The organism is Mangrovimonas sp. sgz306409, from assembly GCF_059735265.1.
Genome location: NZ_JCAPEU010000004.1, coordinates 35571 through 50338, shown reverse-complemented (window position 1 = coordinate 50338; position 14768 = coordinate 35571). Strand labels below are relative to the sequence as shown.

Below are 14768 nucleotides of genomic sequence, written 5' to 3'. Positions count from 1 at the left end.
CAACAGTAAGAAACTTTCTCTAATGTCCCTGCGCTTCTTTGGCACCACTCGGAATCCTGATCAATTCCACAATTTCTTGAACATCCTCTGGCGGTGCTTTTGTAAACTTCATGATGACAATAGACACTACAAAATTGCAGAGCATTGCAATACTTCCAAAGCCTTCAGGAGAAATACCAAACCACCATTCACTTTTATCCGGAAGCTCTTCATCCAACCAGCCCAATTTGTATTTGATCATGTAGAACAGCATTAACGAAATCCCCACAATCATTCCGGCAATAGCCCCTTCTTTGTTCATTCTTTTATAGAAAATCCCCAAGATAATGGCTGGAAAAAAGGAAGCGGCGGCCAATCCAAATGCCAAGGCCACAACAGCCGCAACGAAATCTGGAGGATTGATACCAAAATACCCAGCCACACAAACCGCACCAACAGCCGATAATCTTGCCGCGATGAGCTCTCCGTTTTCGGAAATGTTTGGTTTGATGATTTTTTTGATTAAGTCATGAGATACTGAAGCAGAAATCACCAACAGTAAACCCGCAGCTGTAGACAAAGCTGCCGCCAATCCACCGGCTGCTACAAGGGCAATCACCCAATTTGGCAATTTGGCGATTTCCGGATTTGCCAATACCATAATATCATTATCAACCTTAAGTTCATTTTGAGTTTCATCTGCCACATAATTGATGATTCCATCATTATTTTTATCCGTAAAGGAAATCAAACCTGTAGTTTCCCATTTTTTGAACCAATCCGGAACGGAAGCATAGGCTTTATTGGAGACCGTTTCAATCATATTGGTTCTTGCAAATACAGCCACAGCTGGTGCCGTGGTGTACAAAATAGCAATAAGCAACAATGCCAAACCTGCCGATTTACGGGCATCCTTTACCCGTTTCACCGTAAAAAACCGAACAATAACGTGTGGTAATCCAGCCGTTCCAACCATCAAAGCTAAAGTAATGGCGAAAACATCCGTCAACGATTTTGAGCCGTTGGTATATTCCGAAAAGCCTAATTCGGCACTGAGGCCATCCAATTTATCCAATAAATAAGTTTCGGAACCATCCGCCAACTGACTTCCAAATCCTAATTGCGGAATCGGGTTTCCCGTCATTTGAATGGAAATAAAAATGGCCGGGACCATAAAGGCGAAAATCAACACACAATACTGAGCAACCTGTGTATAGGTAATCCCTTTCATCCCTCCCAATACAGCGTAAAACAAGACAATAAGCATCCCGATAATCACACCGGTATCTATATCCACCTCCAAAAATCTCGAAAATACTACGCCAACGCCACGCATTTGTCCTGCCACATAGGTAAAGGACACCAACAATGCACAAAACACAGCTACAATTCTAGCGGTTTTAGAATAATAGCGATCGCCAATAAAATCTGGCACGGTAAACTTCCCAAACTTCCTCAGATAAGGTGCCAACAACAAGGCTAATAGCACATAGCCCCCAGTCCAGCCCATAAGATAAACGGAACCGTCATACCCACTAAAAGAGATGATTCCGGCCATGGAAATAAAGGACGCCGCACTCATCCAATCGGCAGCGGTGGCCATTCCATTGGCCAAAGGAGAGACACCTCCACCCGCAACATAAAATTCGTTGGTAGATCCTGCCCTGGACCAAATGGCAATGCCTATATACAATGAAAAAGTTACTCCTACCAAGATATAGGTCCACATTTGCACATCTACTGTCAAAAAAATATTATTCATCATAGCCATATTTTTTATCCAATTTGTTCATCAATCTCACATACACGAATATCAAAACCACAAACACATACATAGAGCCTTGTTGGGCAAACCAAAACCCTACTTTAAACCCTCCAATTTTTATGGCATCCAATTCCTCTTTTAATAAAATTCCCGCACCATAGGACACCGCGAACCATATGACCAACAAAATGAGTACATACCTAATGTTTTCTTTCCAATAGGCTTTAGAACGTTCCTTATTATTCATTTGATTTTAATTTTTTGAAGATATTTTTGCAATTCTTTCACGACCCTAGGTGCCATGATCAAAGTGGCAATCATCGTGGGGAATGCCATCAAGGCAAACACACCATCTATTAAATTGATTACTAGACTCAACTTAGTGGCAGCACCAAGGATGATACTTCCTATATAGACATAATTGTAATAGTGTTTTTTATCGGCTCCAAACAAAAAGGACATGCACTTTCCTCCGTAATAGGAATAGGTAAACAAGGATGAGAAGCTGAATACGGCAATACATAATAAAAGGAGATAAGTTCCTATATGTGGAATTGCCTCAGAAAATGCCATGGCAGTTAAGGATACCCCATTTTTCTCTGAAGATTGCCATACTCCTGTTGCCAATATGGCCAAAGCCGTCAAGGTACACACCACCAAGGTATCAATGGCAGGACCTAACATAGCCACTAAACCTTCTCGCACCGGTTCCGATGTTTTGGCGGCACCATGTGCCATGGGGGCTGTCCCTATTCCAGCTTCGTTGGAAAAAGCGCCCCGACGAATTCCCAAAAGGATCAATCCACCTACCATGCCTCCCAGAAAAGCATCACCCTTAAAATTATTGGCTGAGAAGGCATCTGTAAAAATCAACATTAAATATTTGGGGACTTCCTTAAAATTCACCGCAAGAATGACCATGACCAAGCCAAAATACAACACCACCATGCTCGGCACTAATTTGGAGGCTGTTTGACTAATGCGTTTCAAACCTCCCAATACCACCAAAGCCGTTATGGATGCCAAAACAATTCCCAAGACAATTTTGGATTTCCAATCTACAGCAATCCCATTTGGAATCAACAAAATATCATTGATGGCTTGCGCCAATTGGTTAGCATTAAATACTGGCAATGCTCCAACCAACCCAGCCATGCTAAAAAAAATGGCCATTGGTTTCCAAGATTTTCCCAACCCTTCGATAATAAAGTACATAGGGCCTCCTTGCAATTCACCTGCACTATCTGTTCCCCTATACATAATGGCTAAAGTGGACGTAAAAAACTTGGTAGACATCCCAACTACAGCACTAATCCACATCCAAAATACAGCTCCTGGCCCGCCAATGGAAATGGCCACTGCAACCCCTGCGATATTCCCCATACCAATGGTTGAAGATAATGCGGTGGTCAAGGCTTGAAAATGACTGATTTCTCCAGGATCGTTAGGATTGTCATATTTTCCCCTTAAAACCTGAACGGCGTGACCAAAAAGCCTAAAGGACATAAATCTGGATAGCACCAATAAATACAAGCCTCCCCCTATTAACAATATCAATAATGGCAATCCCCAAGCAAGCGAAGAAAAGTCGGAGACGAGTTGGTTAAGTTGGTTCATATTGGCTTTCGTGAGTGATAAATGTAAGAAAAGCCAATGAATATTTTGAGTTTTATATTTTTTGTAACATGATTTTTTAAGAATTTCCTATTTATACTCTTAATTTTCTAAAGAGAAAACATAAACCCAAAACTGATACGCATGGCATCCCGTTTAAACGTATCGTCAAAATAGATCCCATCAATATTTCCATCGAAATTTACGGACTTCACCCCATAGTCAACTTCCAAACCTAAGGTCATTCTATCGTAAGCATCGTACATCAGGTTAAGGATACCATAATAATGTCTATGACGGAAATCTCCTGCGATATAGTCCAATTCAGCTTCCGTTTCATCAATAACAACATAGCGTTCGGAATCATCCGTACTATAACGAGTGTACCCAAAAACCGCATTGCCGTGCAGCTTTTCATTGAAAAAGTATTCATAGGTTACCCAGCCACCAAAGGCCAAGGTTGCCTTAAAATCATTTCCTACCGCTGGATATCCGTCATAGCCAAATCCGGAGATGGTGGTAAGATAATAGGAGATGCCTTTCCCCCCTACCAACTGAAATTGGAAACAGTTACGGTCAACCGTATGCTTACCACTAAACGTCGCACCATAGCCAAAAAAGTTATCTACTTCGTCGTTAAGTTTATACTTGATGTTTCTTAGAATAGAAGACAAACGTAAATGTCCCCAAGGTTTCTGATAGGTCATTGCAAAGGTGACATCTGGTGTGGATTGATGCGTATCATCCAAAAAAGGCTGAATCTCTTGAAGGGTAAAATAATCATCTTGAGGCGCTTCCATGCTTATTTCATACTTCCACTTTTCATCATTAAAAGTATTCATATACTTTACATGAGGATTCCGAACCCAGATTCCTGAAGGAGGTCCTTCCAACTCCATAATATTGGGCCAAAGATCTTCATCCCCAAAATTATTCCAATTTTGTCCAATCTGCCAATGTCTGCTTTCCACATAGGCCTTTCTTAAGCGTACATGTCCATTGCCTCCCCAAAAATCGGATTCTACTATGGCCTTAATTTGCTGTCCATTTGGCATCACTATAAACGTTGACCACCTAATCTGTGTTTGGTACATATCAACATTAAGACTTGTTTCGTCATCGTCTCCAAATACGTCAATGTAGCCAATGTTAAAGGTGTCATTGCCCTGAAGCCCTCCAAACAAATCCAAATAACCATTCAGCTTCATATTTACCCCCAAACTACTTTTAAATTTGGGAGCACCTTTAATAGAATCTTTAGAGGTTATGGTGAGATAGGGATCTTGTGCGAAACAATCTGTGGTAAAAAACAGGCACAACAAAAAGCTAAGGGTAAAGAGTGGTTTCATGGTTAATTAATTTACGATTAAAGTTAAAAAAATTAACACACAACCACACTAACTTACTCAAAAAGAAAAAGGTAGCTTTCAGAAAGCTACCTTTTATAAAATCCAAAATGGAGTATTGTTTTTATTTTAAATATTCCAAAACATTGGTTTCTATTCTGTTTTGGATATCACTTACATCTCCCTTCACGAAAGTTTCTCCTGTGATGTTTTCGAAAAGCTCAATATATCGTTCACTTACCGTTGTAATGTACTCATCTGTCATTTCTGGAACCGTTTGCCCTTCCAAGCCTTGGAATCCATTAGAGATTAACCATTGACGCACAAACTCTTTAGATAATTGCTTTTGTGCTTCTCCTTTTTCTTGGCGCTCTTCATAGCCTTCGGCATAAAAATAACGAGAAGAATCAGGTGTATGGATTTCATCGATCAACACAATTTTACCGTCCTTGGTTTTACCGAATTCATACTTGGTATCTACTAAAATCAAACCTCGAGAAGCTGCAATTTCAGTTCCTCTTTGGAATAATTTACGCGTGTAATCTTCCAATACCAAATAATCTTCTTCAGAAACAATCCCTCTAGCCAAAATGTCTTCACGGGAAATATCCTCATCGTGGTCACCTTGCTCCGCTTTGGTTGCAGGAGTGATGATTGGCTGTGGAAATTTATCATTTTCCTTCATACCTTCCGGCATCTCCACACCACATAACAGACGTTTTCCTGCCTTATACTCTCTAGCAGCGTGACCAGACAAATACCCACGGATTACCATCTCAACCTTGAAAGGCTCACATAAAGCACCTACCGCTACATTAGGATCTGGAGTAGCTGTTAACCAGTTAGGTACCAAATCTTCCGTTGCTTTCATCATGTTGGTAGCAATTTGGTTTAAGATTTGCCCTTTGTATGGAATCCCCTTAGGCATCACCACGTCAAAAGCACTTAAACGATCTGTTGCAATCATGACCAATTGCTCGTCATTGATATTGTATACTTCCCTAACTTTTCCTTTGTAAACGCTCTTTTGTCCAGGAAAATTAAAATTGGTGTCTATGATAGTATTACTCATAAGGTCTTAAAAATTGTCTGTATAGTTTGATCAATAAAAATTAACCCGTTTGGATTAATCGGTGCAAATTTACAAAATAGTTAAGCAACCTGTATCATTAAAAAAGGTTACTTACATCAAAATTTACAGGCTCAAACTATTCCCTGTTTTCAATGCTTTTATAAGCCTCAATGACCTTCTTCACCAATTTGTGACGAATCACATCCTTGTCATCCAAGAATACCATCCCTACCCCTTCTACATTCTTTAAAATGAGTAAAGCTTCCTTAAGACCTGAAATGGTACGCCTAGGCAAATCGATTTGTCCTGGATCTCCCGTCAATAAAAACTTGGCGTTTTTCCCCATTCGGGTCAAAAACATTTTCATTTGGGCGTGAGTGGTATTTTGACCTTCATCCAAAATCACAAAGGCATTATCCAAGGTTCGTCCTCTCATAAACGCCAAAGGCGCAATCTGGATCGTCCCATTTTCAATAAGCGTCGTCAATTTTTCAGCAGGAATCATATCCCTTAACGCATCGTACAAAGGTTGCATGTAAGGATCTAATTTTTCCTTTAAATCCCCTGGTAAAAACCCAAGATTTTCCCCAGCTTCCACAGCTGGCCTTGTAAGGATGATTCGTTTGACCTCTTTGTTTTTAAGAGCTTGGACGGCTAGCGCAACTCCCGTGTAGGTTTTTCCAGTCCCCGCAGGGCCAATGGCAAAAACCATGTCGTTTTTACGCATACTTTCCACCAATTTACGTTGGTTTAGGGTTTGGGCCTTTATCAGTCTTCCACCCACACCGTGTACAATGGTTTCTCCACTTTGCTCCGAAGTTGTGTAATCATCAGTGCTTTGGCTAGTCAACACACGTTCTATAGCGTTTTCATCCAGTTTGTTGTATTTGCCAAAATGGCCCATCAACATAGTAAGGCGGCGGTCAAATTCTTCGAGTAAATCTTCGTCGCCATAAGCTTTAATTTTATTGCCTCTTGCGACAATCTTCAGTTTGGGAAAGTACTTTTTAAGAAGTTCGATATTTACATTGTGCGCTCCAAAAAACTCTTTTGGAGCAATTTCTTCCAATTCAATTATAAGTTCATTCAAAAGCTAAGTGATTTAGTACATTATTCTGTTTTTGTTTTATTAGTTTTGTGGTAAATAAAACGGGCGCCATTTTTTTAATTCTCAGAATAAAAATAGCAGAAATAAATTGTAATTAAATTGACTTCGGTTATTTTTATTTGAATTTTTTACACAATGGAAAGCTACATAATTTTAATGAAATTTAGGTTAAAAAACTATCAACAATTTTAAATGGCAATTATCACATTAACGACCGATTTTGGAGAAAAAGACCACTTCGCCGGAGCCGTTAAAGGCGCTATTTACAGTCAACTTCCTGACGTTCGCATTGTTGATATCTCGCATTCGGTGTCCCCTTTCAATGTTCCTGAAGCTGCCTATATCATCCAAAGTGCCTACAGCAGTTTTCCAAAAGGAACCATCCACGTTATCGGGATTGATTCTGAATTAAACCCTGAAAACAAGCACATTGCCATTAAATTGAACGGCCATTATTTTATCTGTGCGAACAACGGCATTATGAGCATGATTTGCTCCGAAATTGCGCCGGAGAAAATTGTGGAAATCAACATACACGATAAAATTGAAACCAATTTCCCTGTGCTGGATGTGTTTGTAAAAGTGGCTTGCCATATTGCCAGAGGTGGAACCCTTGAAGTGATAGGTAAAGTAATCAGTGATATCAAACCTATTAAAAACCTAACTCCTTTTGTTAATGATGAAAAAAACCAGATTATTGGTAACGTCATTTACATTGATAACTACGGAAATGTGGTAACCAACATCAAGCGTAAATTTTTTGAATCCATCCAAAAAACACGTGCATTCGAAATTTCGGCACGCAGCTACAAGTTCAAGGAAATTTACAATAAATACAGTGATGTTATCAACTTCGACATTCCTGAAGAAAAACGTTACGACCAAGGAAAAGGGCTCGTGGTGTTCAATTCTTCCAACTATATAGAAATTGCCATTTACAAAAGTAACAGCAGCACAGTAGGAAGCGCCTCTACCCTTATGGGACTGCAAATGCGGGATACGGTTACCATCAACTTTTTTTAGCGCAATGCCCCTTTAATATTTAATTAACTAAATTACACATATGTTTGTACGGATCGTGAAAATGAGTTTTCAACCCGAAAAAATAGACACATTTCTTTCCAATTTTGAAGCCAATAAAACTAAAATACGAGCTTTTGAAGGCTGTCAGTTTTTGGAATTGTACCGAGATAAAACCAACCCCAACATCTTTTTTACATACAGCTATTGGGACACCGAAAACGATTTGGAAAACTACAGACATTCAGAATTGTTCAAAGGTGTTTGGGCCAATACCAAACCTCTCTTTAATGCCAAACCAGAAGCTTGGAGCGTCGATAAGTTGGAATCATTGGCTTAATACGTTCCTTCTCTCAAAATCTTCAAAGGCAATCCCATTTATTTTTTTACTTTTAACACCTAAAGTCAAGAAATGCTAGCTATACTTAAAAAAGAAATCAATTCGTTTTTTGCCTCCCCCATAGGCTACCTTGTTATTGCGTTGTTTTTATTGCTCAACGGCTTATTTTTATGGGTCTTTAAAGGCGATTTTAATATTTTGGACAATGGTTTTGCAGACCTGACCACCTTCTTTACCCTAGCCCCTTGGATTTTGATTTTCTTGGTTCCCGCCATTACCATGCGAAGTTTTTGTGATGAGAAAAAACAAGGTACTCTGGAGCTTCTCCTCACAAAACCGGTGAGCCAAATTCAAATTGTGTTGGGCAAATATTTAGGTTCCCTGCTGTTAATTGTCATGGCTTTATTACCCACGCTGCTTTATGCTTATAGCATTTACAAACTGGGAAACCCAGAAGGTAATTTAGATGTGGGCAGTACCCTTGGTTCGTATTTTGGATTGTTGTTTTTAGCCGCCGCTTATACTGCCATTGGTATTTTTTCTTCGACACTTACCGACAACCAAATAGTGGCGTTTATCAGTGCTGTATTTTTATGCTTCTTCTTCTATTTTGGATTTGAAGGGCTTTCCAGTCTCAACCTGTTTGGTGATACCGTTTACCTAGAAAAACTAGGGATGGACAACCATTTTAAAAGTATGAGCCGAGGTGTTTTGGACACTCGGGATTTGCTCTACTTCTTGAGTATCATTGTGATTTTTGTGTTGCTGACTGCTAAACGCATCCAAACAAAAAACATCAATAAAAAAGATATCATAGGGCTTTCCACTTTTGTAATAGGTTTATTGGTTTTTAATGTTATTGCCCAAAGCATCTACAAAAGATTCGACCTTACTCAAGATAACCGGTATACACTTTCGCAAGCTGCTTTAAATACAGTTGCAGAGGTAGATTCGCCTTTAATTGTAGATGTGTTTTTGGAGGGAGATTTCCCTTCGGAATTTAGACGCTTAAAAGAAGAGACCCGTCAAATTTTGGAAGAGTTTGCTCTATACAATTCCGATGTAACCTTTAATTTCATCAATCCTGTAGCCGATGAAGCAACACGTGACCAAAATATCCAACAATTGGCACAACGTGGTCTACAGCCCTTTCAATTATCGATAAAGGAAAGCGGCAAATCGTCACAAGAACTTATTTTCCCTTGGGCTTTGGCCAGCTATAATGAGCAAACGGTTAAAATTCCGTTGCTGAAAAACAATATTGGAGCCACAGACCAAGAACGTGTGAACAATTCCATTCAGCATTTGGAATATGCCTTTGCTGAGGCTTTCAAAAAACTTACCACCACAAAAGATAAAAAAATAGCCATCCTCAAAGGAAATGGCGAACTGGAAGACATTTATATCGCCGATTTCTTAAAGACCTTGAAAGAGCATTATAATATTGCGCCTTTCACCATGGACAGTGTTGCCAATGCTCCTGAAAAAACGTTGAAACAGTTAGAAGGTTATGATCTGGTTATTGCAGCAAAACCAACCGTTCCATTTTCCGAAGAAGAAAAATATGTATTGGACCAATACACCATGAACGGTGGTAAAAGTTTGTGGTTAACGGAAGCTGTGATTATGGATAAGGACAGCTTGCTGAATGAAACTGGACGCGCCATTGCCATTATGAGGGATAATAACCTAAATGATTTCTTCTTTAAATATGGAGTTCGTATCAATCCTGTTTTGGTTAAGGATATGTATTCGGCGCCAATTACTTTGGCGATTGGAGAAGGTAACAATACGCAGTTTCAGCCACTACAATGGCCATATTCGCCTTTAGCTGCCAACAACCCCAACCACCCTATCACCAACAATATCAACTTGGTAAAATTTGATTTCGCAAGCCAAATAGACACCTTAAAAAATGGTGTTGACAAAACCATTTTGTTGAGAAGCTCAAGCCTTACACAGTTAGAAGGTGTGCCAAGGGAAATAAGTTTAGAGATCGTTACCCAAGAGCCTAATCCGGAAACCTTCAACAAATCTCACCAAACCTTAGCTGTTCTTTTGGAAGGCGAATTCACTTCGGTATACAACAACCGCGTAAAACCTTTCAAACTTTCTGAAGATAAAACTACCAGTGCCCCCACCAAAATGATAGTAGTGGCCGATGGTGACGTGATCAAAAATGACGTGGTTAGAAACCAACCTCAGGAATTAGGATTTGATTTCTTTACCAAGCGTAATTTTGGCAACAAGGAGTTCTTGGAAAATGCCGTAAATTACCTTTTGGAGGATGATGGACTTATAAACATTAGAACCAAGGAAATTGATTTGGCCTTTTTGGATCCTCAAAAAATAGCCGAGCAAAAAACCAAGTGGCAGCTTATAAATCTTGTACTTCCACTCCTTTTGTTGGCGATTTTTGGACTAGGTTTCAACTATGCCAGAAAGCGAAAATACACTTAACAGTTGTTAATAAGTTTGTTTTAATTTAAAAGTGGTTTAGGATATATTTGTAGGACAATCTAGTATATAAAAACAAATACATGAAGTTTATAGTATCGAGTACGTATTTACTTAAACAATTACAGGTTCTGGGAGGCGTCATCAACAACTCCAATACGCTACCTATTTTAGATAATTTCCTTTTTGAATTAAATGATTCCAAGCTTGTAGTTTCTGCAAGTGATTTAGAGACTACTATGTCTTCTGTGATAGATGTAGAGAGTGATAGTACCGGAAGTATCGCCTTACCTGCGCGTTTGTTACTTGATACTTTAAAAACATTCCCTGAGCAACCCTTAACTTTTGTGGTTGAAGACAACAATACGGTTGAAATTAGCTCTAACCACGGTAAATATGCTTTGGCATATGCCGATGGTAATGAATTCCCAAAAGCTATTGCTCTTGAAGACCCAAGTACTACAACTATTGCTGGTGATATTTTGGCGACTGCCATTAGTAAGACCATTTTTGCTGCTGGTAACGACGATCTACGTCCCGTAATGAGTGGTGTGTTCTTCCAGTTTTCAACAGAAGGTTTGACCTTTGTGGCGACCGATGCTCACAAATTGGTAAAATATACCCGTGAAGATGTAAAAGCATCTCAAGTGGCGGAATTCATTATGCCTAAAAAACCTTTAAATCTTTTAAAAGGAATTTTGGCCACCAATGAAGATGCCGTAACTATTGAATACAACGATTCCAATGCCAAATTCATTTTTGACAATTCGGAGTTGGTGTGTCGTTTGATTGATGGAAAATACCCTAACTACGAAGCGGTAATTCCTAAAGAAAACCCAAATAAACTATCTATAGACCGTACCCAGTTCTTAAACTCTGTACGTCGTGTGAGCATCTTCTCTAACAAGACGACTCACCAAATTAGATTAAAAATTGCTGGTGCAGAATTGAATATTTCTGCGGAAGATATCGATTACTCAAACAAAGCCGAAGAGCGTCTAACTTGTGATTACCAAGGAGACGATATGCAAATTGGGTTCAACTCCCGTTTCTTAACCGAAATGTTGAACAACCTAAACTCTGACGAGGTACAATTGGAAATGAGCTTGCCAAACAGAGCTGGTATTTTGACTCCTATTGATGGACTAGATGAAGGAGAATTGATTACTATGTTGGTAATGCCAGTAATGCTAAATTCGTAATTAACTGACCCAAAATAAGTGTTAAATAAAAAAAGAGCTCACAATTTCAGTGAGCTCTTTTTGGTTTATCTCTTTATAAAAATAACTAACTAATAAAATTAAGAGATAAGGGATATTTAGGAACTTCTCCGTTACTTGCTTTTATGGCATTAATGATTGGAAATGCCAATGAAATCAATCCTACTACAATCAAGGTTACAATTCCAAGACCCAATAAAAAAATCAAAGGAATACTTAAAAGTGAGTACACAATGATGCTTAATTGAAAGTTTACAATTTCCTTTCCCTGTTGGTCCATAGAATACACACAGTCCTTTTGGGTCAACCAAAGCACCAAAGGCACTATGAGCCCTCCAACACCAGTAAGACATGTCAACAACTGGCTTAAATGTGTTATTACCAATAGTTGTTTATCTTCTCTCATCGCTATTATTTAAATTGATTACACCTATTGGTAGGATAAATTTCAAAAACGTTACAAAGCAGATAAAATATTTTTATAAACTCTCATTGAAAACGAAAAAGGCCAATTCGCGATTTACGAATTGACCTTTTTCCATCTATATTAGTTTTTGTCTTACTTTAATGTAGAAGGACAAACATAATTGGTTACAGGAATACCTGCATTTTTAATGGCTGCAAATCCTCCTGCAACATCCACCAAATTGTGGATCCCACGGCTCTTTAAAATGGACGCTGCAATCACTGAACGGTATCCTCCGGCGCAGTGCACATAAAATGTTTGATCCTCCGGGAACTCTGCCAAGTGATCATTTAAGAAATCTAACGGCGTAAAATGAGCAGTCTCAATATGTGAGGCTGTAAACTCTCCTTCTTTTCTAACGTCAAAAATTGGCAAGTCTTCTTTTTCCATACGGGATTTCAATTCTTCTGCAGAAATTGAAACCAAACTGTCGGTTTCCTTTCCAGCTTCACTCCAAGCGTCAAAACCACCTTTTAAATATCCAAGAGTGTTATCAAATCCAACTCTTGACAATCTAGTCACGGTCTCTTCTTCTCTTCCTTCTGGGCACACCAATAATATTGGTTGTTTGGTGTCTTTTATCAAAGCACCTACCCATGGCGCAAAACCACCATTGATTCCAATAAAAATAGAACGTGGAATATGACCTTTTACAAAATCTTCCGGATTACGAACGTCCAACACGATAGCACCAGTTTCATTGGCGGCCACCTCAAATTCTTCAGGACTTAAAGCTCTTGTACCACGTTCCAACACCTCATCGATATCTTCGTAACCTTCCTTGTTCATTTTCACATTCAATGGGAAATATTGTGGAGGCGGCAACAATCCATCGGTTACTTCCTTGATGAACTCCTCTTTGGTCATGTCTGCTCTCAAAGCATAATTCATCTTTTTCTGGTTACCAAGGGTATCTACCGTTTCCTTCATCATGTTCTTTCCACAGGCAGAACCAGCACCGTGTGCAGGGTATACAATCACCTCATCTGCCAACGGCATGATCTTGGTACGCAAGCTATCATAAAGATATCCTGCCAAATCTTCCTGAGTCAATTCTTTTCCTTTTTGAGCTAAATCTGGACGCCCTACATCTCCCAAAAACAAAGTATCTCCACTAAAAATAGCGTAGTCCTTTCCGTTTTCGTCTCTCAATAAATAGGTGGTGCTTTCCATAGTATGCCCTGGTGTATGCAGAGCTATAATGGTAACATTCCCCAATTTAAACTCCTGACCATCCTTAGCGATAATTGCCTCAAAAGAAGGATTGGCATTTGGTCCGTACACAATTGGTGCTCCTGTTTGCTTAGACAAGGTAACGTGACCACTCACAAAATCGGCATGGAAATGGGTTTCAAAAATGTATTTGATGGTTGCATTATTTGCTTCTGCTCTATCTATATAAGGCTGTACTTCCCTTAACGGATCAATTATGGCCACTTCACCATTACTTTCTATGTAATAGGCTCCCTGCGCCAAACATCCTGTGTATATCTGTTCTATCTTCATAATAAATGATTTTCTTAATTATTCGCCTACAGCACTTTACAAAGTTACTATATGCTTTATTACCATTGAATAAATTCTTTAATTATAATATAAACTGCCATGATCAATATAAACCAACCAAAACTCTTTTTAAGCTTGGAATTTGTCACATATTTTGAAAGGGAGCCCCCAATCAAAATACCGATAATGGTCAATGCTGAAAACAACAGTAAAAATGTCCAATTGATGGTTTGCGTATGGACGTCTCCCAAAAATCCAATAAGGGAATTGATGGCAATAATCACCAAAGAAGTTCCCACGGCCTTCTTCATAGACAAGCCGGCCCAAAGCACCAATGCAGGCACATATAAAAATCCGCCGCCAGCACCAATAAGTCCTGTAATGACACCAATAACCATTCCTTGAACAAAGGTTTTGTAATATGGTTGCGGTTTATGGACTTCTTCTGTTTTTCCCTTCTTTTTAATCATGGAAGTAGCAGCCATAAACATGACCACCGCAAAAAATACCATGATTAACATATCCTTGGAAAGAACATAACCACCAACATTGAATATTTCATCGGGAATATGCGGCACCAAAAAGCGTCTTGACATATAAACCGCCAAAAAAGACGGAAATGAAAAGGCTAATCCGGTTTTAAAATCAACTTGTTTCTTCCTGTGCTTTTGAACCACTCCCACCAAGGAAGATGAGCCAACCACAAATAAGGAATAGGCTGTAGCCACAACAGGACTATAACCAAGAAGGTACACCAATAAAGGCACTGTAAGTATGGAACCTCCTCCACCTATCAAACCTAAAACCACTCCAATTACCAGAGCTGCAACATAACCAACTATATCAATCAATGTCTTTAATTTTGGTGCAAAAGT

The 14768-nt window shown here is 39.1% G+C and carries 13 protein-coding genes; 4 read left to right on the top strand and 9 right to left on the bottom strand.

Features of this window, described 5'->3' with window-relative positions; genetic code table 11:
* Positions 1-19: 19 nt before the first annotated feature.
* The 6 genes from AC6I5C_RS08145 to AC6I5C_RS08120 all read right to left on the bottom strand — a co-directional run bounded on the left by AC6I5C_RS08145 (position 20) and on the right by AC6I5C_RS08120 (position 6866).
* Entirely contained in the window at positions 20-1744 is a 1725-nt protein-coding gene (locus tag AC6I5C_RS08145) for a sodium:solute symporter family protein (protein WP_497904720.1), read from the bottom strand.
* Entirely contained in the window at positions 1734-1991 is a 258-nt protein-coding gene (locus AC6I5C_RS08140) for a DUF4212 domain-containing protein (protein WP_497904719.1), read from the bottom strand. Before AC6I5C_RS08140 ends, AC6I5C_RS08145 begins: the two co-directional genes overlap by 11 nt.
* Positions 1988-3361 carry an alanine/glycine:cation symporter family protein gene (locus AC6I5C_RS08135; protein WP_497904718.1) on the bottom strand — a complete coding sequence of 458 codons (1374 nt, stop codon included), beginning with the start codon at positions 3359-3361 and terminating at the stop codon, positions 1988-1990. Before AC6I5C_RS08135 ends, AC6I5C_RS08140 begins: the two co-directional genes overlap by 4 nt.
* Before the next feature lie 107 nt (positions 3362-3468).
* Positions 3469-4707 carry a hypothetical protein gene (locus AC6I5C_RS08130; RefSeq protein ID WP_497904717.1) on the bottom strand — a complete coding sequence of 413 codons (1239 nt, stop codon included), beginning with the start codon at positions 4705-4707 and terminating at the stop codon, positions 3469-3471.
* A gap of 121 nt (positions 4708-4828) precedes the next feature.
* Positions 4829-5776 carry a phosphoribosylaminoimidazolesuccinocarboxamide synthase gene (locus AC6I5C_RS08125; protein ID WP_497904716.1) on the bottom strand — a complete coding sequence of 316 codons (948 nt, stop codon included), beginning with the start codon at positions 5774-5776 and terminating at the stop codon, positions 4829-4831.
* Positions 5777-5912: 136 nt separating this feature from the next.
* Positions 5913-6866 (bottom strand): PhoH family protein, encoded by a 954-nt coding sequence (locus AC6I5C_RS08120; RefSeq protein ID WP_053978022.1) that lies wholly within the window; start codon positions 6864-6866, stop codon positions 5913-5915.
* Positions 6867-7076: 210 nt separating this feature from the next.
* Between AC6I5C_RS08120 and AC6I5C_RS08115 the strand changes: the two genes are divergently transcribed.
* From AC6I5C_RS08115 to dnaN, 4 genes are all read left to right on the top strand, one after another.
* Positions 7077-7907, top strand: a complete 831-nt coding sequence (locus tag AC6I5C_RS08115) for an SAM hydrolase/SAM-dependent halogenase family protein (protein ID WP_497904715.1) — start codon at positions 7077-7079, stop codon at positions 7905-7907.
* Positions 7908-7947: 40 nt separating this feature from the next.
* Entirely contained in the window at positions 7948-8244 is a 297-nt protein-coding gene (locus AC6I5C_RS08110) for a putative quinol monooxygenase (protein WP_497904714.1), read from the top strand.
* Between the two features lie 72 nt (positions 8245-8316).
* Positions 8317-10704: a gliding motility-associated ABC transporter substrate-binding protein GldG gene (gldG, locus tag AC6I5C_RS08105; RefSeq protein ID WP_497904713.1), complete on the top strand. Its 2388-nt coding sequence runs from the start codon at positions 8317-8319 to the stop codon at positions 10702-10704.
* 80 nt (positions 10705-10784) lie between these two features.
* The gene (gene dnaN, locus AC6I5C_RS08100; protein WP_053992411.1) at positions 10785-11903 is read left to right on the top strand and encodes a DNA polymerase III subunit beta; all 1119 of its coding nucleotides are present in this window, start codon (positions 10785-10787) and stop codon (positions 11901-11903) included.
* Between the two features lie 85 nt (positions 11904-11988).
* Here the strand turns inward: dnaN and AC6I5C_RS08095 are convergent, their stop codons facing one another.
* The 3 genes from AC6I5C_RS08095 to AC6I5C_RS08085 form a co-directional block, all read right to left on the bottom strand.
* Entirely contained in the window at positions 11989-12327 is a 339-nt protein-coding gene (locus AC6I5C_RS08095; protein ID WP_497904712.1) for a DUF4870 domain-containing protein, read from the bottom strand.
* A gap of 153 nt (positions 12328-12480) precedes the next feature.
* Positions 12481-13893 (bottom strand): MBL fold metallo-hydrolase, encoded by a 1413-nt coding sequence (locus tag AC6I5C_RS08090; RefSeq protein ID WP_497904711.1) that lies wholly within the window; start codon positions 13891-13893, stop codon positions 12481-12483.
* 59 nt (positions 13894-13952) lie between these two features.
* Positions 13953-14744 (bottom strand): sulfite exporter TauE/SafE family protein, encoded by a 792-nt coding sequence (locus AC6I5C_RS08085; protein ID WP_497904710.1) that lies wholly within the window; start codon positions 14742-14744, stop codon positions 13953-13955.
* Positions 14745-14768: the final 24 nt, after the last annotated feature.

Excerpts from the sequence above, each read along its gene's own strand:
- gldG (WP_497904713.1), top strand. The coding sequence starts at position 8,317 with ATGCTAGCTATACTTAAAAAAGAAATCAATTCGTTTTTTGCCTCCCCC.
- AC6I5C_RS08095 (WP_497904712.1), bottom strand. The coding sequence starts at position 12,327 with ATGAGAGAAGATAAACAACTATTGGTAATAACACATTTAAGCCAGTTG.
- AC6I5C_RS08090 (WP_497904711.1), bottom strand. The coding sequence starts at position 13,893 with ATGAAGATAGAACAGATATACACAGGATGTTTGGCGCAGGGAGCCTAT.
- AC6I5C_RS08135 (WP_497904718.1), bottom strand. The coding sequence starts at position 3,361 with ATGAACCAACTTAACCAACTCGTCTCCGACTTTTCTTCGCTTGCTTGG.
- AC6I5C_RS08115 (WP_497904715.1), top strand. The coding sequence starts at position 7,077 with ATGGCAATTATCACATTAACGACCGATTTTGGAGAAAAAGACCACTTC.
- AC6I5C_RS08140 (WP_497904719.1), bottom strand. The coding sequence starts at position 1,991 with ATGAATAATAAGGAACGTTCTAAAGCCTATTGGAAAGAAAACATTAGG.
- AC6I5C_RS08130 (WP_497904717.1), bottom strand. The coding sequence starts at position 4,707 with ATGAAACCACTCTTTACCCTTAGCTTTTTGTTGTGCCTGTTTTTTACC.
- dnaN (WP_053992411.1), top strand. The coding sequence starts at position 10,785 with ATGAAGTTTATAGTATCGAGTACGTATTTACTTAAACAATTACAGGTT.
- AC6I5C_RS08110 (WP_497904714.1), top strand. The coding sequence starts at position 7,948 with ATGTTTGTACGGATCGTGAAAATGAGTTTTCAACCCGAAAAAATAGAC.
- AC6I5C_RS08125 (WP_497904716.1), bottom strand. The coding sequence starts at position 5,776 with ATGAGTAATACTATCATAGACACCAATTTTAATTTTCCTGGACAAAAG.
- AC6I5C_RS08145 (WP_497904720.1), bottom strand. The coding sequence starts at position 1,744 with ATGATGAATAATATTTTTTTGACAGTAGATGTGCAAATGTGGACCTAT.